Source organism: Nocardiopsis synnemataformans (assembly GCF_965343085.1).
Classification (GTDB): Bacteria; Actinomycetota; Actinomycetes; order Streptosporangiales; family Streptosporangiaceae; genus Nocardiopsis; species Nocardiopsis alborubida.
Window position 1 is genome coordinate 155,737 of the sequence record NZ_CBDRFA010000001.1, and the last position, 21,059, is coordinate 176,795.

Annotated in this window: 18 protein-coding genes and 2 CRISPR repeat arrays; of the genes, 8 read left to right on the forward strand and 10 right to left on the reverse strand. The window is 70.2% G+C overall.

Translation table 11 applies throughout. The features are described 5' to 3' along the window. From ACSIH6_RS00630 to ACSIH6_RS00645, 4 genes are all read left to right on the forward strand, one after another. Positions 1–942 (forward strand): AurF N-oxygenase family protein, encoded by a 942-nt coding sequence (locus tag ACSIH6_RS00630; RefSeq protein ID WP_435105587.1) that lies wholly within the window; start codon positions 1–3, stop codon positions 940–942. A gap of 402 nt (positions 943–1,344) precedes the next feature. Further along, positions 1,345–2,907 carry a flavin-containing monooxygenase gene (locus ACSIH6_RS00635; RefSeq protein WP_435105434.1) on the forward strand — a complete coding sequence of 521 codons (1,563 nt, stop codon included), beginning with the start codon at positions 1,345–1,347 and terminating at the stop codon, positions 2,905–2,907. Between the two features lie 253 nt (positions 2,908–3,160). Further along, entirely contained in the window at positions 3,161–3,475 is a 315-nt protein-coding gene (locus ACSIH6_RS00640) for a DUF4873 domain-containing protein (protein WP_435105436.1), read from the forward strand. A gap of 91 nt (positions 3,476–3,566) precedes the next feature. Further along, positions 3,567–4,466 (forward strand): alpha/beta fold hydrolase, encoded by a 900-nt coding sequence (locus ACSIH6_RS00645; protein ID WP_435105438.1) that lies wholly within the window; start codon positions 3,567–3,569, stop codon positions 4,464–4,466. Between the two features lie 99 nt (positions 4,467–4,565). On the opposite strand, the gene ACSIH6_RS00650 is transcribed toward ACSIH6_RS00645, so the two are convergent. Further along, a complete protein-coding gene (locus ACSIH6_RS00650; protein WP_435105440.1) occupies positions 4,566–4,802 on the reverse strand; it encodes a hypothetical protein in 237 nt (78 codons plus the stop codon). A 213-nt stretch (positions 4,803–5,015) separates the two neighbouring features. Next, complete coding sequence (locus ACSIH6_RS00655; protein WP_435105442.1) at positions 5,016–5,771, reverse strand: GbsR/MarR family transcriptional regulator; 756 nt, start codon at positions 5,769–5,771, stop codon at positions 5,016–5,018. Positions 5,772–6,014: 243 nt separating this feature from the next. Between ACSIH6_RS00655 and ACSIH6_RS00660 the strand changes: the two genes are divergently transcribed. Together ACSIH6_RS00660 and ACSIH6_RS00665 are read left to right on the forward strand one after the other, a co-directional pair. Beyond that, entirely contained in the window at positions 6,015–6,680 is a 666-nt protein-coding gene (locus tag ACSIH6_RS00660; protein ID WP_435105444.1) for a DUF4097 family beta strand repeat-containing protein, read from the forward strand. A gap of 49 nt (positions 6,681–6,729) precedes the next feature. After that, positions 6,730–7,959 (forward strand): serine hydrolase domain-containing protein, encoded by a 1,230-nt coding sequence (locus ACSIH6_RS00665; protein WP_435105590.1) that lies wholly within the window; start codon positions 6,730–6,732, stop codon positions 7,957–7,959. A 212-nt stretch (positions 7,960–8,171) separates the two neighbouring features. On the opposite strand, the gene ACSIH6_RS00670 is transcribed toward ACSIH6_RS00665, so the two are convergent. The 3 genes from ACSIH6_RS00670 to ACSIH6_RS00680 all read right to left on the reverse strand — a co-directional run bounded on the left by ACSIH6_RS00670 (position 8,172) and on the right by ACSIH6_RS00680 (position 14,194). Continuing rightward, positions 8,172–8,897: an Atu4866 domain-containing protein gene (locus ACSIH6_RS00670; RefSeq protein WP_435105446.1), complete on the reverse strand. Its 726-nt coding sequence runs from the start codon at positions 8,895–8,897 to the stop codon at positions 8,172–8,174. A gap of 139 nt (positions 8,898–9,036) precedes the next feature. Beyond that, positions 9,037–9,492: a CRISPR direct-repeat array (repeat unit 29 nt; unit sequence GGGACCATCCCCGCGTGCGTGGGGAGCAC). A 122-nt stretch (positions 9,493–9,614) separates the two neighbouring features. Further along, a complete protein-coding gene (locus tag ACSIH6_RS00675; protein ID WP_435105448.1) occupies positions 9,615–10,805 on the reverse strand; it encodes a methyltransferase domain-containing protein in 1,191 nt (396 codons plus the stop codon). A 245-nt stretch (positions 10,806–11,050) separates the two neighbouring features. Continuing rightward, a CRISPR array of direct repeats spans positions 11,051–13,036; the repeat unit is 29 nt; unit sequence GGGACCATCCCCGCGTGCGCGGGGAGCAC. 594 nt (positions 13,037–13,630) lie between these two features. Next, positions 13,631–14,194, reverse strand: a complete 564-nt coding sequence (locus ACSIH6_RS00680) for an ATP-binding protein (protein ID WP_435105450.1) — start codon at positions 14,192–14,194, stop codon at positions 13,631–13,633. 226 nt (positions 14,195–14,420) lie between these two features. Between ACSIH6_RS00680 and ACSIH6_RS00685 the strand changes: the two genes are divergently transcribed. Then, positions 14,421–15,275 (forward strand): helix-turn-helix domain-containing protein, encoded by an 855-nt coding sequence (locus ACSIH6_RS00685; RefSeq protein WP_435105452.1) that lies wholly within the window; start codon positions 14,421–14,423, stop codon positions 15,273–15,275. 5 nt (positions 15,276–15,280) lie between these two features. Continuing rightward, a complete protein-coding gene (locus tag ACSIH6_RS00690) occupies positions 15,281–15,523 on the forward strand; it encodes a DUF397 domain-containing protein (protein WP_435105454.1) in 243 nt (80 codons plus the stop codon). A 188-nt stretch (positions 15,524–15,711) separates the two neighbouring features. Here ACSIH6_RS00690 and ACSIH6_RS00695 read toward each other — a convergent pair whose 3' ends face one another. From ACSIH6_RS00695 to ACSIH6_RS00715, 5 genes are all read right to left on the reverse strand, one after another. Further along, positions 15,712–17,079, reverse strand: a complete 1,368-nt coding sequence (locus ACSIH6_RS00695; protein ID WP_435105456.1) for a four-carbon acid sugar kinase family protein — start codon at positions 17,077–17,079, stop codon at positions 15,712–15,714. Positions 17,080–17,260: 181 nt separating this feature from the next. Beyond that, a complete protein-coding gene (locus ACSIH6_RS00700; RefSeq protein ID WP_435105458.1) occupies positions 17,261–18,352 on the reverse strand; it encodes a Gfo/Idh/MocA family protein in 1,092 nt (363 codons plus the stop codon). Between the two features lie 130 nt (positions 18,353–18,482). After that, complete coding sequence (locus tag ACSIH6_RS00705) at positions 18,483–18,863, reverse strand: VOC family protein (RefSeq protein ID WP_435105460.1); 381 nt, start codon at positions 18,861–18,863, stop codon at positions 18,483–18,485. 410 nt (positions 18,864–19,273) lie between these two features. Beyond that, a complete protein-coding gene (locus ACSIH6_RS00710) occupies positions 19,274–19,966 on the reverse strand; it encodes a haloacid dehalogenase type II (protein ID WP_435105462.1) in 693 nt (230 codons plus the stop codon). 164 nt (positions 19,967–20,130) lie between these two features. Beyond that, positions 20,131–21,057: a fructosamine kinase family protein gene (locus ACSIH6_RS00715; protein ID WP_435105464.1), complete on the reverse strand. Its 927-nt coding sequence runs from the start codon at positions 21,055–21,057 to the stop codon at positions 20,131–20,133. Between the last annotated feature and the right edge of the window lie 2 nt (positions 21,058–21,059).

A 21,059-nucleotide genomic window follows, 5' to 3' on the forward strand; every position in this document is an offset into this window, starting at 1 on the left:
ATGACCGCAGAGATCACCGCAGAGACCACCGCCAAGCCCAAGACCACCGCCAAGCCCAAGACCACCGACCGCGAGGACATCGCCAAGCGTCTGCTGCGCGGCTCGGCCAAGGCCTCCTTCGATCCGCTCGTCGAGATCGACTGGGACGCCCCCGTGGACAAGGACATGTGGGCGATCCGCCCCGAGCGCCTCTCGCTGTACGGCACCTACCTGTGGGACCGGCTCACCGAGGAGCAGCGCAAGGAGCTCTCCCGGCTGGAGATCGCCAGCGTCGCCACCATCGGCATCTGGTTCGAGACCATCCTCATGCAGATGCTGGTCCGCCACGCCTACCACCACGACCCCAGCACCAACCACGTCCAGTACGCCTACACCGAGATCGCCGACGAGTGCCGCCACACGGTGATGTTCGCGAAGATGGTGGGCAAGCTCGGCTGGCAGACGCACAAGCTCGACCCCATCGCCTTCCACCTCGGCAACCTCTTCAAGACCATCGCGCACGGCCCGCTGATCTTCGCCGGAGCGCTGTTCGTCGAGGAGGTCCTCGACCAGCTCCAGCGCGAGGCGGTGCCCGACGAGCAGATCCTGCCGCTGGTGCGCTCGGTCTCGCGCATCCACGTGGTGGAGGAGGCACGGCACATGCGCTACGCCCGCGAGGAGTTCCAGCGCGACTGGGCCACGCGCGGCCCGCTCAACCGGGCCTACAGCCGGATCATCCTCGGCCTGGTCACCTACTACTCGGCCACCCGGCTGATCAACCCCAAGGTGTACGCGCAGGTCGGGCTCGACCCCCGCGAGGCCTCCCGGGTCGCCCGGAACAACCCCCACTGGATCGGCACCAAGACCTGGGCCGCCCGCAAGGTGGTGAGCACCCTGGACACCGCCGGTGCCATCACCGGCCTGGGCCGCTACTTCTGGAAGAAGGCCGGACTGCTCGGCTGACCCCTCCCCGACTCCGGACGTCTCTCCTGTCGACGCCTCGGAACCGGGCCCCCTCGGGGACCGGGCTGCTCCCCGGCAACCCCCGAACCCGCAGGCCGCGGACTCCGGTCCGGACACCGCGGCCTGCGGGCCCCAGACCCCATCGCCGGAGGACGAAACGCGCCACGTCCTCCGGCGGTGGCCCCACCTCCCGGGGGCGTAACGCGCCACGTCCCCGGGAGCCCTCCCCCCGGAGGCGTACGCGCCACACCTCACGGGGTGACAAAACCCCCGGAGGCGAAACACGCCGCGCCTCACGGGGTGACAACTCCCCCAGGGGCGAAACGCGCCGCGCTCCCGGGGGCACACCCGCCGATCCGGACGGCGACACGTCCGGGCCGGTCCGCACGAAGGGACCAAGACGTGACCGAAGCACCACCCCACTTCCGGGTGGCCGTCATCGGCTCCGGCTTCGCCGGGATCGGGATGGCCGTCCGCCTCAAGCAGGCCGGTCTGAAGGACTTCGTGGTTCTGGAGCGCGCCGGCGGGGTCGGCGGCACCTGGCGTGACAACTCCTACCCGGGCGCCGCCTGCGACGTCCCCTCCCACCTGTACTCGTTCTCCTTCGCGCCCAACCCGCACTGGAGCCGCAGCTTCTCCCCCCAGCCCGAGATCTACGACTACATGAAGCGGGTCGCCGGGGAGTACGGGGTGGAGGAGCACGTCCGCCCCGACCACGACATGAGGTCCGCGCGATGGGAGCCCGGGGGCAACCGGTGGCGGATCGAGACCAGCCAGGGGACCGTCACCGCCCAGTTCCTCGTCAGCGCGGCGGGACCGCTCGCGGACCCCTCCTATCCCGACATCAAGGGCCTGGACACCTTCGAGGGGACGATGTTCCACTCGGCGACCTGGGACCACGACCACGACCTCACCGGCCGCAGGATCGCGGTGATCGGCACCGGGGCGTCCGCGATCCAGTTCGTGCCCAGGATCCAGCCCAAGGCCGGGAGGCTGACGCTGTTCCAGCGCACGGCCCCGTGGGTGATGTTCCGGCACGACCGCGACATCACCCGGTTGGAGAGCTGGCTGTACCGCAACGTGCCGCTCACCCAGCAGATCGCCCGCAAGAGCATCTACTGGGGCCGGGAGAGCTACATCCTCGGCTTCGCCAAGAACCCCCGGCTGCTCTCGGTCGTGGAGAGGCTGGGCCGGGCCAACATCCGCCGCAGCGTGAAGGACCCCGAACTGCGGGCCAAGCTCACGCCGAGCTTCCGGGCGGGCTGCAAGCGCATCCTGATGTCCAACGACTACTATCCGGCGCTGGCCCGGCCCAACGTGGACGTGGTCACCGACGGGATCGTGGAGGTGCGCCCCCACGCCGTGGTCACCCGCGACGCCTCGGGCCGCGAGACCGAGCACGAGGTCGACACGATCATCCTCGGCACCGGGTTCCACGTGAGCGACCCGCCCGTGGCACAGCGGATCCTCAACGCCGAGGGGCGCTCGCTCTCCGACCACTGGGGCGCGGACGTGCAGGCCTTCCGCGGCACCACCGTGGCCGGGTTCCCCAACGCCTTCGTGCTGGCGGGGCCGAACACCGGGCTGGGTCACACCTCGCAGCTGTTCATGATCGAGGCCCAGATCCGGTACACGATGCAGGCGCTGAAGTACCTGTGCCGCAACGGCCTGGACCGCATGGACGTGCGTCCGAAGGCCCAGCACGACTACAACGAGATGGTCGCCAAAGCCATGGAGGGCACGGTCTGGGTGACCGGCGGCTGCGACAGCTGGTACCTCAACGAGCAGGGTCGCAACACCACGCTGTGGCCGACCTTCACCTGGGACTTCGCGCTACGCACGCGCTGGTTCGACCCCCACAACTACGACCTGCGGGTGGATCGCTCCCGCGACCGCGGTTCCCGGCGGTCCGCGGTCCGCGGCGGAACGGCCCCGGGAGGGAAGCGGTATGAGCGGGTTCGGTGACGAGGAGGAGGAGTACCGGGGCACGGTGACGGTCGTGCTGCCCGGCGCCGGCGGCGCGGCCGACGGCGGCGGCGCGCAGCGGGCGTCCGGTACGAGGAGTGCGGCAGGTGCTGAAGGTGCACCGGAAACAGGTGCACCGGAAACGCTGGGTTCATCGGATGCGGCGGGTACCAAAGTGACGGCAGATACCGAGGGTGCGCCGGGTGCTGAAGGTGCGCCGAACGCGTCGGGTTCGCCGAGTGTTGAGAACGCGGTGGGTACGCAAGGTGCGGCAGGTACTGAGGGTGCGGCGGACGAGGGCGTCGCCGTGCAGGTCCAGGCCCACCTGGCGGGCCACTTCTCCCCCCTGACCGGTGACTACCGTTGGCGGGGGCGGCTGTCCCCCAGCCCGGAGGTGACCGAGGCCTTCCGCGGCGGCGTGCGTACGGTCGTGGTGCGCACCCCCGACGGGTTCGAGGGCACCGGGGTCCTGGACGAGCCCAACCTGTGGGGCGGCCATCCGGTCAACGGGGCCGGTTCCCCGCCCTTCGCCGTGCCCCACGTGGACATCGACGAATCCGACGACTGAACGCTTCCGCGCACGCCCCGGGACCGCGCCGACCCGGGGCGCCCCCTTACTCCCCCGGCGCAGCCTTCCCCCGAAGTGAGAGGTATCCCCGATGGCAACCCGACACGTGGGTCAGGTCCGAGAACTCCAGGTGCGCTCCGCCGACGGCACACGGCTGCACGTCGAGGTGCGCGGCCCAAAGGAAGGACCGACCGTGGTCCTCGCGCACTGCTGGGCGACCTCGCTGGCCTCGTGGGGGCCGGTGGTGCGCGAACTGGACCCGTCCCTGCGGGTGGTGCTCTACGACCAGCGCGGTCACGGCCGCACCCAGGCACCGCTGACCAGGGCGGGCTACGGCGCGCAGAAGCTGGCCGAGGACCTGTGCGCGGTCCTGGAGGCGACCGTTCCCGAGGGTGAGAAGGCCGTGGTGGCCGGGCACAGCATGGGCGGGATGACCATCATGTCGGCCGGTGCGCACCCGGTGTTCCGGGAGAGGGCCGCCGCGGTGCTGCTCACCAACACCGGCTGCAAGGAACTGCCGGTGCGGTCGACCGCGATCCCGCTGCCCGGCCCCCTGGGCACGCTGGGCGCGCAGGTCTTCCTCAAGGCCCCGGTACCGCTGGGTCCGCGCAACGCACTGACCACGGCGGTGCTGAAGTCCATGGTGATGGGGAAGAAGGCCGATCCGCGCATGGTGCGGCTGTGCATGAGGATGGTGCACGCGTGCGGCGGTGTGTCCCGGGGCTCGTGGGGGCGGGTGATCTGCACGCTGGAGGCGGAGGAGACCGCCCGGCAGGTCTCGGTGCCCACGGTGGTGATGGTGGGAACCGACGACAAGCTGACCCCGCCCTGGCACGCGCACCACATCGGGTCGCTGCTGAAGGACTGCCGGGAGGTGCGGGAGATCCCCGGCGCCGGTCACATGGGGCCGCTGGAGTACCCGAGGGCCCTGGCCGAGATGGTGGACAAGCTCGCCGCCGAGCACCTGGAGCCGCGGACGCAGGCCGCCTGACCCGGGCCCTGTACTGACGCCCCCGGCTCCCCGGCCGGGGGCACCCGCGTGCGCGACGATTCCCGGAGCCCGCGAGCGCAGCCGCCAGGGAACGTGTGGCTACTCGTGTTCGCGGTTCAGGGACGCGATGAACTCGTCGAGGGCTTCCTCTGACGGTGGCGGTGGTGACGGGGAGGAGGATCGCAGGCGTTCCCTGAGCCGGGCATGGGCGAGGGCCTCCTCATAGCCCTCGGTTCCCGGACTCAGCCGCCGGGCACCGCAGCCCCTGGTGCCGTCCTCCAGTGTGACGGAGAAGGGCACGAGCACGGTTACGCCGTCCTTGTCCAAGCGAGCCACCGGCAACCTCCGTCCGCGCCTCACGATAGACGAGCGACCTCTTACTGCCAAGGGATCGCGGAACCGTCCCCACGGGCACGGGGCTCACCGCACGTTCCCCGGCGGCGGGCCGGAGGCGCGAGAGATCGGGGGCGCGAGGGGTCGGGGGCGCGAGGGGTCGGGGCCACAGCCGCCTTCGCCCGTGGCCGTGGCCGTAGCCGTCGAAACGGCTGCCTACTGACGTTCCGGTGCTGGCTCGTCGGTGCCGTCCGGGACGGGTTCGGGTTTGGTGTGCAGGACCTCGCGGGCCTGCTCCGAGGCGCGGATGATGCTCTCGCGGACGAAGTCGACGAAGCGGGCGATGTTCTCCAGGCGCACGGCGGCCGGGGTCCCAGGCCCCAGAACCTGGACGCCCTGACGTGCGGTTTCGACGAGGTGGGCCTCGGCCTGGGCGTTGGCCAGCATCGACTGGTACCAGACGTCGTCGTCGACGACGTAGCGCTCACGGCGGCGTTCGTCGCGTTCGCGGCGCACCAGGCCCTGGCCCTCCAGGAACGTGATCGCCTTGGAGACCGAGGCCGGACTGACCTGGAGGCGCTGGACGAGTTCGGCCGCGGTGAGGCTGCCCGTGTCGGTGGTGTAGAGGGAGACCAGGACCCGGGACGTCATCTTGGGCAGGCCCGACTGCATGAAGACGGCGGCGAACGCCTCCTCGTACTCGCGCACGGCCTCGGCGTCGCGTCCGTAGGCCTGCGGGGGCGCCTGTGTCGCACGGGTCGCGGTCTTGGTGCGGCGGCGGGTGCGGTGCTGGGTGGCGCGGTGGGCCAGGTCGGCGCGGTAGCCGGTGGGGCCGCCGTTGCGCGTCACCTCGCGCGTGATGGTCGAGGTGGGGCGGTCCAGGTCTTTGGCGATCCGCGCGTAGGCCAGTCCCTGGGCCAGTCCCATCTCGATCTGTTGGCGTTCGGACTGGGTGAGCCTGCCTCCGGGCATCGCGGTCTCCTTCAGGGTGCGTGGGTGCGCCCACCCTAGCGTTTACTTTCTCTCCATTGCAACGCTCGGGATGGAGTTTGTTGCATTAGATCCAGAACCATTGCAACAATTCCCCAGCCACTACCTGCGAATACGGAACTTCTCCGCAAAGTCCCTGTTGCCACAACTCTAAACGCAACGTAGCTTTTCCATCATCAGAAACAGCGAGCCGCACCAGCGCCGCCCAAGACGAAGGAAAACACGATGCACACCCTCCCCACCCCCGCCCCCATCACCACCGTCCTGGACATCCCCGCCGCACGCATCCAGCTCATCGCCGCCGACCGCACCGACACCACCGTTCAGATCCAACCCGCCAACCCCTCCAAGAACCGCGACGTCAAGGCCGCCGAACAGACCACCATCACCCACGACGACGACGTCCTGCGCATCCAGGCCCCCACCCCCAAGAACCAGGCCTTCGGCCCCTCCGGCTCCATCGAGATCACCATCCAACTGCCCACCGGCTCCCACCTCCAGGCCAAGGCCGCCAGCGCCGAACTGCGCGGCGTCGGCCGCCTCGGAAACGTCACCTTCGAAGCCGCCCAGGGCCCCGTCAAGCTCGACGAGACCGCCAACGCCCACCTCACCCTCCTGGACGGCGACGTCTCCATCGGCCGCCTGGGCGGCCCCGCCCAGATCCGCACCCAGAAGGGCGACATCGACATCGCCCAGGCCACCCACGGCACCGTCGAACTGCGCACCGAATCCGGCGACATCACCATCAGCGCCGCCCCCGGCGCCTCCGCCTCCCTGGACGCCGCGACCCCCGACGGCCGCATCCACAACGCCCTCAAGAACGACGGCGCCACCACCCTCGACATCCACGCCACCACCTCCCACGGCGACATCACCGCCCGCAGCCTCTGAGCAGCCATTTCCCACCCCCCGACCACCTGACGACTTACGGAGATCCATGATGGAAAACGACAACGGCCGCTTCTCCAAGGCGGGGCTGCACAGAATGCGCGACGTGCTGGCACGCCATGTCGGGAGCGGGAGGATTCCCGGGCTCGTCGCCCTGGTCAGCCGGGGCGGTGAGACGCACGTCGAAGCGCTCGGGACGATGCGCCACGACGGTGGCGCGCCGATGCGCCGAGACACGATCTTCCGGATGGCCTCGACGTCCAAGCCGGTCTCGATGGCGGCGGCGATGGTCCTGCTCGACGAGTGTCGGCTGCGGCTGGACGACCTGGTGGAGCAGTGGCTGCCCGAACTCGCCGACCGGCAGGTGCTGAGGCGGATCGACGGCCCGCTGGACGACACCGTGCCGGCGCGGCGGCCGATCACCGTACGGGACGTGCTGACCTCCACGTTCGGGCTCGGCATCGACCGGAGCGCGCTGGGCACTCCGATCATGAACGCGGTCTTCGGGCAGGGGCTCACGCCCGACCTGCCGGAGCCGATGCCCGAGCCGGACGAGTGGATGCGCCGCCTGGGCACGCTTCCGCTGATGCACCAGCCCGGAGAGCAGTGGCAGTACCACATCAGCAACGACCTGCTCGGCGTGCTCGTCTCCAGGGTCACGGGGCAGTCGTTCGAGACGTTCCTGCGCGAACGCGTCTTCGAGCCCCTGGGCATGAGGGACACCGGTTTCCACGTGCCCGCCGACAGGATGGACCGGCTGCCGCCCCTCTACGCACCCGACGCGCAGACCGGGGAGTTCCACGTGTGGGACCCGGCCGAGGGGGGACGGCACAGCCAGCCTCCGGCGTTCCAGGGCGGCGGCGGTGGGCTGGTCTCCACCGTCGACGACTACCACGCCTACTTCCAAATGCTGCTGAACCAGGGGATGCACGGGTCTGAGCGGATTCTGTCCCGGCCCGCCGTCCAGCTGATGACCACCAACCGCCTCACGCCCGAGCAGCAGGCCGCTCGCAACACCATGGCCACCGAGAACGTCCACGTGTCGTTCGGCCAGGGGCAGCACGGCGGTTGGGGCTTCGGGATGGCGGTGCGCACCTACCGGGGTGACTACGCGCCCGTCGGCCAGTTCGGCTGGGACGGCGGAGCCGGTACCTCGACCTACGCCGACCCGGAGAACCAGCTCACCGGAATCGTGCTCACCCAGGTCGGGATGTCCGTCCCGGACTCGGCGCGGCTCATCCACGACTTCTGGACCACGCTCTACCAGGCGATCGACGACTGAGGCCGGGCCCCGGGTCCCGGTACGCCCGCCCCTGTCCCACAAGGCCCATCGGCCCCTGACGGCCCAGCCCCCGACGTCTCCGCTCGGGGGTTGGGTCTCGGGGGCCGTCGTGGCGACGGCCCCGCCGGTGAGCGGTGCGCGGCTTCTCCCCGCCGTTCCGCGGGCTGCGGTGGACGTCCGGAGGGTGCGGTCGGTGTCCGGCGGGTGCGCGCTCAGCCGCGGTGGAAGACGTAGCCCGCGTGGTGGAGCACACCGTCGAAGAAGCGGCCGTAGGCCCAGAACCCCAGGTCGTCGCGGTAGACGATGCGGTCACCCTCGATCCAGAACGATCCCTGGTAAGCGTGGGGGCGTCCGCCGCGCGTCTCGTCGTAGCGGCCGTCGGCGGTCAGTTCCTGGTGGATGAAGCCCGTCTCGTCGATCCACATACCCAGGTACGGGCTGTCCGCCGGTGTCCGCGCCGGTCCCGGGAACCGCTCGGTCCGGGGTTCGGTCAGGCGTCGGCCGTTGAACAGGGCGAACTCGCCGTCGATGACGACCGCGGCGGCCTGCTCCGGGCGCCAGATCACCTGCTCCAGCGCGGTGGCCTCGGGGTGGTGACCGGAGATCACGACGAAGGTCGCCGGGTTTCCGGGTGCCAGTGTGCCGACCCGGTCGGAGGGATGCCTGCGCAGTCCGGCGACGGTGTCGTTCTCGACCACGCCCGGGACGACGGTCAGCCCCGTGCAGTCCACGACGACCGCGCCGTCGTCCTCGGCGGCGGTGTGCAGGCCGGTGCCGACTCCGGCTATCTCCTTCCCGGCCAGGAGAAGGTCGGCGCCGGTCAGGTCGCCGATCAGCGGGTCGAACGTGTACACGGTGGCGTTGACGAACAGCAGCGGGCGGTGCGGCTCGGCGGCGATGGTCCTCAGCAGGTCCTCGTCGAACAACTTGGCGCTCATGGTCCACTTCCGAAGGGTGTGTGTGCGTCTCGGGAACGCTCTCCACCCTCGGTGCTGGAAGACCGGGTGACCAGGCCGCGCTCCACCGGGGTGCGGCACACCCTGGCTGGCCATGGCTCGCCTGTCTGGACGACGTCGGCGGACCATCCCCGCGTGCGTGGGGAGCACGTAGGACTGGACGGATGGCCGGTCGCGTTCACGGGACCATCCCCGCGTGCGTGGGGAGCACTCGGCTTGCACCACCCGAACTGTAGGCACTCAGGGACCATCCCCGCGTGCGTGGGGAGCACGACGTCGAGGCGGTCGACCTCGGCGCCGCCCTGGGACCATCCCCGCGTGCGTGGGGAGCACTGGGAAAGCCCCGGCGGTCGGCCGGGGCGGCGGGGACCATCCCCGCGTGCGTGGGGAGCACGGGCGCAGGTGCGCCATGATCACGCCGAGGTGGGGACCATCCCCGCGTGCGTGGGGAGCACCGTGGACGCCCGGTTCGGGGTCGGCCAGGGCGGGGACCATCCCCGCGTGCGTGGGGAGCACATCTCCTCCTCCGTGGGCTCCAGGGCGTCAAGGGGACCATCCCCGCGTGCGTGGGGAGCACAGTCAGCGACCTGCGAACTTACCAGTGGCAAGCAGCCGTTTTTCCAACTTCCCAAAAAGAAGACAAAACGAACGAAGCGCGCAGCTCTCGAGCAATCATGACAACATCGGCTGGGCAATCGGTCAGGAGGCGCTCGGAAGGTCGGCGGGGCGTGTCCGGTCGTCTGAGGGCGCGAGACGTATTCGCTGGCCTTCGGCTCCCACGGTGACCTCGAACAGGTCCCGAGCCGGGCCTCCGTGCGTCTCCCACCACCGGTAAGCGGCCTCGACCTCCGCCCACAGGCTGCGGGGTCCGGCCTGCTCAACCGCGTACTCCTCGGCACCGGGCACGTAGTCCACCGACGCCCATGAGCCCGCGGTGTCGTACAGCCACAGTGTTCCCTCCCCTGAGTCGTCGTCCGCGTCGAACCAGGCCCGGCACAGGCCCGGAACCGCCGCACCAACGGTGAACTCCGCGCCGGAGCCGTGGGCGACCACGTGGTGCGGGTCCACGTCAGTGTGGGAGGTAAGCACCGGAGCGTCGAAATCAACGTAGTCCGACCAACGGCCCCGGTGAGCGCGTTGGTCGCGCAACCACATGAACGGAGCGTCGCCGATGGGTCGGCCGGTCGCGGTGCCGTCCGCGCCCACCACTAGGCGCAACAGCGCGGTCGCCGCGTAGTCGTTCCCCCACGGGGTCAGGATGATTCCGCCCGGCCTGGTCTGCTCCACCCACGCGTAGGGGATCTGCTTGGCGGCGACGGTGGCGAGCACACGGTCGAACGGAGCGGCCTCGGGGACACCCTGTGCGCCGTCGCCGCACACCACGGTCGGCTTCCAACCGGCGGCCTCCAGAGCGGTGCTGCCCAGCTCGACCAAGGCCGGGTCCACTTCGATGCTGGTGACGTTGTGCGAACCCAACCTGGCGCACAGCAGTGCCGCGTTGTATCCGGTGGCGGTACCAATCTCCAGCACCCGCATGCCGTCGGTTACGTGAAGGGCCTCCAGCATGCTGGCGACCAGGGAGGGCTGTGAGGCGGAGCTGGTGGTGTAGCGGCCCCGGCCGTCAGCCCCGGCCGGGGTGCCGTCGTCGACCTGTGTGGGCAGGGCGTAGTCGGCGTAGACGTTCTCCCACCAGTACGGGTCGTCCCGGCCGACGGGGACCATCCATCCGTCGGCACGGGCACCGTCGTCGGCCCAGATGGGGTCGGGAACGAAGAGGTGGCGGGGCACCTGAAGAAAAGCGTCCCGCCACCGGGGATCGGTGAGCGCGCCCGCCGTCTGGAGGCCGTCCACCAGGGCGACCAAACGGGCGTTGGTGTCAGGAGAGCCCACTACTTGCCGCCGCCCTCTTTCCCTCCGCCTCCGTGAGGGCTCGGCTTCTGGCCGTCCTGCTGCCACTTCGGGTCGGACTTCTTGTCCTCGCTGTCCGGCTTGCCGTGACTGCCCATCGGGGGTTCCTCCTCGGGATCCGTTCCAAGAAGGACCGTAACGCGACATTCGCTGTGGGTCACCAACGTTGGCCGGACTCGGTCATTCCTGGAATTCCAGGTTCTGCGGCGTCCGTACCGAACATGGACTGGCCCATCCCCGCGTGCGCGGGGAGCACGCCGGAGACGACACCGACACCCCCACGGAGGGGGGACCATCCCCGCGTGCGCGGGGAGCACTGTCGGTCGAACACCAGCGCGTCATACGGCGCGGGACCATCCCCGCGTGCGCGGGGAGCACCAACACGCTCACCTCGCCGAGTCCCTTCTCCCGGGACCATCCCCGCGTGCGCGGGGAGCACGGTCAGGGCCTGCGGGGAAAGAGCGTGGCGGGGGGACCATCCCCGCGTGCGCGGGGAGCACACCGCTCAGCAGCGGACCACTTTCAGCGGCCCCGGACCATCCCCGCGTGCGCGGGGAGCACAGCCGTGTGGAGGTGGCGATCAGGGTGGGCGCGGGACCATCCCCGCGTGCGCGGGGAGCACGCCTTCGTTGAGGTCGGCCACGATGGCGGCGCGGGACCATCCCCGCGTGCGCGGGGAGCACGGCGATCTCCTGGCGGAGGTTCGCGACCAGGCGGGACCATCCCCGCGTGCGCGGGGAGCACGCCAGGCCGCCCGGCTGCAAGCGCGTGCCAATGGGACCATCCCCGCGTGCGCGGGGAGCACCCCTGGTCGCGCTCCCCGCCATCGGCGCCACAGGGACCATCCCCGCGTGCGCGGGGAGCACCCCGCCCACGAGGGGCCAGGGTCCGGCGCCGGGGGACCATCCCCGCGTGCGCGGGGAGCACGACCACCCCCGGGTCCGGCGCGGCCGGGTCCGGGGACCATCCCCGCGTGCGCGGGGAGCACGGCGGCCGAGAACCCGAGGTTGTTCCGGGGCCTGGGACCATCCCCGCGTGCGCGGGGAGCACCGTGGCACAGGCGGGTGTCCCAGTTCAGCCCGGGGACCATCCCCGCGTGCGCGGGGAGCACCGGAGGCCGGCGTTGGGGTCCTTCGGGTGGGGGGGGACCATCCCCGCGTGCGCGGGGAGCACCCCGACCCGGTTCGCGGCTTCGGCGTAGACCTCGGGACCATCCCCGCGTGCGCGGGGAGCACCGGAGGCCGGCGTTGGGGTCCTTCGGGTGGGGGGGACCATCCCCGCGTGCGCGGGGAGCACCCCGACCCGGTTCGCGGCTTCGGCGTAGACCTCGGGACCATCCCCGCGTGCGCGGGGAGCACGTTCGGGTGTACGGGTCGCCGTTGGTGCGCTCGGGACCATCCCCGCGTGCGCGGGGAGCACACCACCAGCCCGGCCATGACCACGTTGCTGGGGGGACCATCCCCGCGTGCGCGGGGAGCACTCCGGCGGGGTCCGGCGGGGGTCGGGGGTTGGGGGACCATCCCCGCGTGCGCGGGGAGCACACTACAGAGCGCGACTTTGATAGTCGCGCTCCGGGACCATCCCCGCGTGCGCGGGGAGCACTCGTCGGCCCCCGCTCGCATCTGAGCGCGGACGGGACCATCCCCGCGTGCGCGGGGAGCACTCAAGCCGTAGGAGGACCCGTGGCCCGCTACCGGGACCATCCCCGCGTGCGCGGGGAGCACCTTTGCCCACTGCTGAATTGACAGCTCTTGCAAGGACCATCCCCGCGTGCGCGGGGAGCACTCACCCGATAGCGAGGCGACGTAGGCACGTCAGGGACCATCCCCGCGTGCGCGGGGAGCACACCCGGGGGGACCTGGTCCGCGAGATCACCCTGGGACCATCCCCGCGTGCGCGGGGAGCACCCTTAATGGAATTCCATACGGCGATGGTCGCGGGGACCATCCCCGCGTGCGCGGGGAGCACGAAGAGGGCCACAGGTCGTCACCTGTGGCCCGGGGACCATCCCCGCGTGCGCGGGGAGCACCGTACATTCACGGTACGACCCTGGGGGGACACGGGACCATCCCCGCGTGCGCGGGGAGCACGTTTCCCCACTGCCCATTGGTGCACGCATTGAAGGGACCATCCCCGCGTGCGCGGGGAGCACCGTCGTACAGCCAGGGGCGCACCGAGAACTGTGGGACCATCCCCGCGTGCGCGGGGAGCACAGTCAACGACCTGCGAACTTACCAGTGACAAGCAGCCGTTTTTCCAACTTCTTGAGAAACAGACAAAACGGACGACGGACTCAGCCCTGGGAAGACCATGGCCGCAGAATACCGGCAAGAGCACATCACGCCCCTGCCGGTAATCCATCAGCTGACGGAAACCGGCTCTGCGAGGAGCAACAGAACCTCAGCGCCAGAGACCTCGGTCAGGCCAGCGGGCGAGGCCACCCAGTACGACAGAGTCTGCTCACCGAACCAGATGAGCAGGTGCGGGTGATGCCGCTGGAGAGCGGCAGCTCGGACATGCTCGCGGGCGAACTCGGAGCGGTGCCCACCCAGGCGGGGCAGGCGCGCGGCCCGACGCCGACGGCACGAAGGGTGCTCACAGGCCGGACAGAACGGGCCAACCAGCGGGCGACGACGAGGCAGCGGCGGAAGCGGTCGGTGCAGTGGGTCGCTGGAAGGTCGGGGCGCGGGGATAGGATGCGTCACTGATCCTGCTTTCTTACATCTCGCAGTGTGGATTTTGGGATCTGAGGGCCCGGAAAGCGTTGGCGCGCTTTCTGGGCCCGTTTCGCGTCTGGGGCGCGACATCTACTGCTGGGTGTTCCAGAGGCTGTCAGTCAGGTCGTAGGCCAGGAAGAACCACACCTGGCGGTAGTCACAGATGCCGTTGTCGCCCCAGGAGGAAGCGAAGGCGTCGAGCATGGCCAGACCGCGCCCGGATTCAGCAGCCAGGTTCAGGCCATTGGGGTTGGGTGCCAGGTGGCAGCGCTGGCCGAGAACGGCCTTCCTGCCGTCGCGGGAGCCCTGGTCGCGGCAGGTGAGGCGCAGACCGGTGCGGGTGCGCTGACAGGTGAGGGTGTAGACGCCGAAGGGCTGCCCGGAGCGTGAGTGGCGCAGGGCGTTGTTGGCAAGTTCGCTGCCCAGCAGGGTGAACAGGTAGCGGTAGTCGCGGTCGCGTTCGGCGGCGCAGGTGTCCAGGAACGCGCGGACCAGCGGCATGTACTGGATTGAGCCGCCGAAGTCGTAGCGGCGGGTCTTGTAGTGGGCGCGGTCGGAGCGGCCGGTGAAGTAGTGGCGACAGCGCGGTGGCACCAGCTCACCAAGCGGAACGGTCACCTCGGGCAGGGCGGGCATGGATGCGGTTGCGGGCATGACGAACAGACTCCTTGCGTGCGTGGAGTGACAACGGGGGTTCGACGTGCCCGCAGGAGTAGGACCTTCGCGTTTCCCCAGTACGGGGAAGGGGCACGGCATAGCCTGATCACGTGAACCCTCTGTGAGACTCTGATCACTGACTACGTTTTCCATCATGCTAGTGGAATCCACTAGCGTCAAGTGAACTCCTCACATCCGCTAAAGATTCCGTTAGAGTTGAGACATGGCACCTCCCTACAGCCCCAGCATTCGCCGCCGACGATTGTCAGCCGAACTCCGGAGACTTCGTGATGAGTCCGGAATGACCCTCTTTGAGGCAGCTAAGCAAGCTGGCATGGGCAAGTCGAACCTCAGCAAGATCGAGCAGGCTGAGTCCAAGACCGTCCCAGCAGCGACCCTGAACAAGCTCCTGGACCTCTACAAGGTTGAGGACACCGAGGTACGGATCTCCATGCACGAGCTTTCCCGCTTGGCTGGTGAACGCGGCTGGTGGGCGCGATACAAAGACGTACTCCCACAGATGCTGCCGGACTTCGAGGCCGAGGCCTGCGCCTTCAGGACCTACCACGCACAGGTGGTGCCAGGCATGCTTCAAACCCCCGAGTACGCAGGTGCTGTCTTTCGTGCCAACAAAGTCCGCGAAGACGATGAGATCGCAGACCGCGTCAGTGCTCGGATTAGACGTCAGGAGATCCTGAACCGGGTGAACCCGCCGACCTACTCAGCGATCATCGATGAAGGCGCCTTGCAACGGACAGTTGGCTCAACCGAGGTGATGCGGACTCAGCTCCAGCACCTCACACATATGGCTTCCCGGCACAACATTGACATCCATGTCCTACCGTTCGCCGCTGGGGCACATCCTGCGACCGAGGGCACCTTCATCGTCATGGACTTTCCGGACCCACGGGACTCCAGCATCGCCTACCTGGAGAACCCGGCGACTAGCCTGTACCTCGAAGAAGACCATCAGATCAGGATGTTCAACGACATGTTCGGAAATGCGCAGGGGTGCTCGTTGACTCCTGTTCAATCCCTAGCGTTCATCAAGCAACTCCTGGCGAACCTAGAAGAGTGAGTGCAGTGACTGATCAGTTGTCTTGGCGGAAGAGCAGCTACAGCGGCGTCAACGGGGAATGCCTAGAGGTCGCCCACATCCCCACCGGCTTCCGGAAGAGCAGCCACAGCGGCCACGACCAGAACTGCGTAGAGGTCGCCGACCTGCCCTGCGGCGCGGCCGTCCGGGACTCCAAGAACCCGGCCAAGGGCCACCTCCCCTTCCCCGCCGCCGAGTGGGACGCCTTCCTCGCCATCGCGCGCGGTTAGCCCGCTTCCGCGTCCACCTCTCCCGCCCCTACCACCTCTTCCGCCACTCCCCCCAGAGGGAATCCCCGGCAGGAGCACCACGGAAGCACCACAAGCGACAGCGCGGTGCCCTGGTGACGGCCTTCAACCACTTCCGTCACCAGGGCCCCGCCGTGTGCTGGGAATCGAGCCGGGCCAGACCGCGTCGATCAGACCGTGTCGCGCAACAGCGTCGGCACCACGTGCTCCGACACCTCCGAGTGCACCTGGTGCAACCGGGTCTGCACCGCCCGCCGGAGCTTCGTCAGGCACTCGACCAGGGTGATGTCGTCACCGACCAGCCCTCCCTTGGCCACCACCGGCGTTCCGTCCAGCGGCCCCCCGCTCAGGTGCCCGTGCACCGTCAGCGGAACGATCTCGCCCCCCACGTCGAACGCGTGCACGTCCAGCTCGTCCAGCAGACTCGCCACCAGGTCCCCGCCGGTCAGGTACAGCCCGCTGGGCAGAGCCTGCGCACCCGTGGTGTCGGCGACCTCGTTGACCACGTCCGCCACCAGCCGCGCGATCCGGCCGGGCAGCTCCGCGCGGACCTGGGCGGGCAGCTCGCGCACCCGTTCGGAGGGTGTCACCACCCGCAGCACGCACAGTTCCGGAAAGCCCGACGAGGTCAGCTGCTCGGACAACTCCCGCGCGGCCCGCTCGGCGACCTCGTCCGCGCGCTCCCCCACGCTGAACTCCACCGCGTCCAGGTCCACGAACCGCACCGCGCCCGTGCGCGCGACGGTGGCCAACTGCCGCCGGGTCAGCTCGGTGGTACTGCCCACCACCCCCAGCAGCGGCCCGCGCGAACCCGCCTGACCGCGCAGCCGCAGCGCGTAGGCCAGCAGCGCACCCGTGGGCCCGGGGTCGGCCGCCAGCCACACGATTCCCGTGTCGTGGTGCGCGGCGGCCGCGGCCTCGGCGATGTCGTTCAGGTGCTGCTCGGTACTGGCATCGCACACGACCACGGGCTCGTCACCGGCGAGCAGCTCGGCGGTGAGCATCGTCTGCGTCACCTGCCGCACGGGCACGTGGCGCACCGGAAGGTCGGTCTGGGCGGCGAGGATGTCGGCGACGGAACTGGTGGTCATCGGGCACAGCGGGTCCTCGGCCAGCTCGGTGCGCTCCAGCGGCAGCCCGTTGAGCAGCTGCAACCCGTCCTCGGTGATGCGCCCCGAACTCGGGAAGGCCGGAACGAACAGCACCCGCACCCGCGTTCCGGCGGGCACGCGCTCGCGCACGGCGTCGTAGGTGGCCTCCAGTTCGGCGCCGATGTTGCCGCGCAGCGTGGAGTCGGTCCGCTTGACCACCAGCCCCACCGGCCACACGGCTTCGACCACGTCCGTGACCAGGTCGGCGGCGTGCTCGGGGGGAACGTGGCGGCTGTCCAGGTTGGCCACGACCACGTCGTAGTCCCCGACGACCCGGCTCACGTGTTCAGGAGTCACCGTGGCCACACGCATCCCGGTACGGGCGAACCGGGCACCGGTGGCGTTGGCACCGGTGAGTTCGTCGGCGACCACGAGGACCTGGGCCACGGCGCGTCTCCTTCGGCGTTCGGCGTTCGGTGTTCGGCGAAAACCCCGGGGCGAGCTGGGGTGAGTCCTTCCAACATAGGCCCATGCGGGCGGTCCGGGGAGCGCCCGGGCCTCCCGGAACGCCGGGAGACCGGGAGGCCCGAGCACGGAGGCACCCGGACCTCCCGCGGGAGCCGGGACCTCAGACGTCGACCACCGACCGCGTGCGGGCGCTGCGCCGGGCGGCCTCGATGACCTCCAGCCCGTGGATCACCTCGTGCGGGTCCACCGGCAGGGGCTCGCCCTCGCCGACCGCGTCGCGCACCCCGGCGTAGAACTCCGGGTAGGCGCCGCGCGCACTGGGCACCGGCCGGGTGTGGCCGTCCACCCCGAGCACGCCCCAGTCCGCCTCGGGGATCACGCCCCAGTCGGCGGCGTCGGCCCGCTCCCCCGCCGTCAGCCGGGCCTCCTGGCGGTCCATGCCGTGGCTGGTGAACGCCCCCTCGTCCCCCAGCACCCGGAAGCGCGGCCCGCCCTGGGCGGTGAGCGCGCTCATCCACAGGTGGGAACGGGTGCCCCGGGCGTGGTCGAGGGCGAGGAAGACGTCGTCGTCGGCGTTGACGCCCTCGCGCCGGGCGTCGATCTCGGCGTAGACGGAGGAGACCGGACCGAACAGGTTGACCGCCTGGTCGATCAGGTGGGGACCCAGGTCGTAGAGCAGTCCGGCCCCGGCCTCGACCCCGCCGTTCTCGCGCCAGGTGCCCTTGGACTCGGGACGCCAGCGCTCGAACCGCGACTCGAACCGGTGCACGCGGCCCAGAGTGCCCTCCTCGATGATGTCCCACAGGGTGAGGAAGTCGGCGTCCCAGCGGCGGTTCTGGTACACGGTGAGCACCCTGCCCAGCTTGTCCGCGAGGTCGGTGAGCTCCCGGGCCTGGAGGGCGGTGAGCGCGAAGGGCTTGTCCACCACCACGGCCATGCCCGCCTCCAGGGCGGCCTGGGCGAGCGGGGCGTGGGTGTCGTTGGGCGTGGTGACGACCGCGATCTCGTAACGCTCGGCGTCGGCCCACAGTTCGGCGACGTTCGGGTACACGGTGACGCCGGGGTAGCGCGCCTCGGCGGCCCGGCGGCGGTCGGGGTTTCCCGTGACCACCGCGGACAGGCGCAGTCCCGGGACCGCGTCGATCAGCGGCGCGTGGAAGACCTCGCCGCCCTTGCCGTAACCGATGAGGGCGACGTGCAGTTCGGGGCCGTCGTGTTCGGGTGTGCTCTGTGCCTCGGATGCGTCAGCCATGCCACCAATCTAGGGCGTACCGCCCCCGGTCCGGTGGTGACGGGCAGTACGCCCCGCTCCCTCGTGGCGTCCGGACTCCGTCAGCGCGCGGGGGCGGACACGGTGAGGCCGCCGTTGCCGACGGGGGCCGTCAGAGCTGGTCGAGGCGTGCCTTGAGCAGGCAGAACTCGTTGCCCTCGGGATCGGTCAGGACGTGCCAGGGCTCCTCCCCGGTCTGTCCGATGTCGGCGAGTACGGCCCCGGCGGCCAGGAGGCGTTCGAGTTCGGCGTCCTGGTCGCGGTCGGTGGCGTTGACGTCGATGTGCAGCCGGGGTTTGGCCCTCTCCGGCTCTTCCGTGCGGCTGAGGATGATCGTCGGCTGCGGGCCGCCGAACCCCTCACGCGGCCCGATCTCGATGCAGCCCTCCTCCTCGCGGTCGAGCACGACGAAGTCCAGGACCTCGCACCAGAACCGCGCCAGTACCTCGGGGTCGCGGCAGGAAAGCACGAGCTCACTGATACGACATGCCATGGACGAAACCTGCTCTCCTCGTGGGAACCATGGGAACCATGGGCGTGGCCACGCGGGTCTCGTGGACTCCGCAGCGGCAACACTCCGAGACCGTACCGGGCGAGGCGAGCTGGGGCGAGGGAATTTCCGGTGTCTGTCTGGCCGGGCCTCTCAGGCGAGGATCACAGGCTCCGGGCTCCGGGCTCCGGACCCTCAGTTCTCGGTTCGGGTCTCCAGGCTTCAGACCCCCGGCTCTCGGCCCGGAGTTCCAGACTTCGGATTCCAGACCTTTGGTTCCAGGCTCTCGGTTCCAGGTTCGAGGTCCCAGGCTCCGAGCTCCAGACCCCCAGCTCTCGATTCGGAGTCCCAGGCTTCAGGTTCCAGACTCCGGGCTCCAGACCCTCGTTTCCAGGTACGGGAGCCTCGGGTCGTCAGATCGCGTTGAGCCTTATGGCCAGGTCGCCGAGGCTCTTCGCCTCCAGGTCGAAGCGGTCCGCCGCGCGCGGAGGGTCCCCGACGGGGCGTTCGACATAGGCGGTCCTCATTCCCAGGGCCTGCGCACCCCGCAGGTCCCAGGCATGGGCGGCGACCATGAGCATGCGGTCCGGCGCGCAGTCCGCGTTCGCGATCGCGAGCCGGTACACGTCGGGATGGGGTTTGTAGCTGTGCGCGTCCTCGGCGGAGAGCACCTGGTGCCAGCGGAGCCCGGCGTGCGCGCTGATACGGGTGAGCGCTGAGTGGCTGGCGTTCGACAAACCGATCACCGGGAAGTACGAGGCGATCCGTCCCAGCGCCGGGGCGGAGTCCGGCCACGGTTCCAGCCGCTGCGCAGAGGCCGCCAGCGAGCGAATCGCGTCCGCGTCGCCGACGTCGGCCTCGGCTGCGACGCGTGTGGCCGCTTCGAGGTCGATCACCGTGCTGCTGGCGTAGGGGCGGCGGCCCGCGAGCATTTCCCGCTGCTGCTCGTCGACATGCCTGTTCCACACCTCGACAAGCTCGCGCGTCCTCGCGTCGTCGATGCCCGGGAGCAGTGTTCGGATACCGCGCCCGATCCCACCGGGCTCATCGACCATGGTCCCGAGGACGTCGAAGACGATCACGTCTGTGTCGGGGGGTGAAGTCACGAGAAGCGCTCCCTAGGTTCCTCCGCCGCGCCGCCCGGGGTGTGCGTGGGCTCAGTTACAGGAGGGTTCAGCGATCCGCCGGGCACGTTGGTGAGCATAGTGCGCGTGCTCCGTCTCCAACGGAGGGGGTCAGCGGCACTGGCGGCACCGGGCGGCCCGGACGGTCAGCCGCCGCGCAGGGCGGTGCGCGCGGCCTCCAGGGTCGTGGTGCGGTAGGCGGCGCCGAACAGGCACACGTGGACCAGCAGCGGGTGCAGCTGGTGCAGGGCGACCCGCGACCGCCACCCGGAGGCCAGCGGCGCCACCTCGTTGTAGGAGTCGCGCACCCGTTCCAGGTGGGGCAGTCCGAACAGGGCCAGCATGGCCAGGTCGGCCTCGCGGTGTCCGCCGTGCGCGGCCGGGTCGATGACCACCGCGTCCTGCGCCCGCCAGAGGACGTTGCCGCTCCACAGGTCGCCGTGGACGCGCGCGGGCTCCTCGGGCTCCCCGGCCAGGTCCGCGACGGCGTCGACCACCTTCTCGACCACGCGGCCGTCGGACGGGGTGAGGGAGCCCTGGTCCAGGGCCTGGCGCAGGTAGGGGCGCAGCCGCTGCTCGGCGTAGAAGCGCGGCCAGTTCCGGGAGGGGGTGTTGTCCATGGTCAGGGGGCCGACGTAGCCGGGCCAGTCGGCGCCGAAGTGGTCGGCGCCGGTCAGGTGCATCCCGGCGAGCTGGCGGCCGAGGCGTTCGGCGGCCTGCACGGTGGGTTCGCGCTCCTCGATCCACGGCAGGACGAGGATGCGGTCGTCCCAGGCCACGACGTCGACGGCGGGTGAGCCGAAGGTCCGGCCCAGCCAGTCCAGGCCGCGCGCCTCGGCGGTGAGCACCCCGTTGGGCGGGGCGCCCCGCACCAGGGACTTGACGAACAGGCGGGTGCCGTCGGTGAGTTCGGCGTAGTAGATGTCCCAGTCGTGGCTGCTGCCTGCGCGGGCGGCGCGCCTGACGTCGCGGCCGAGCAGGACGGTGAGGCGCTCGGCCATGGTCCCGTCGACCGGGTCCCTGCGGCGGCCCTCCCCGGGCCCGTCGCCGTCGTCGCCTCCGAAGTCCCGCACGA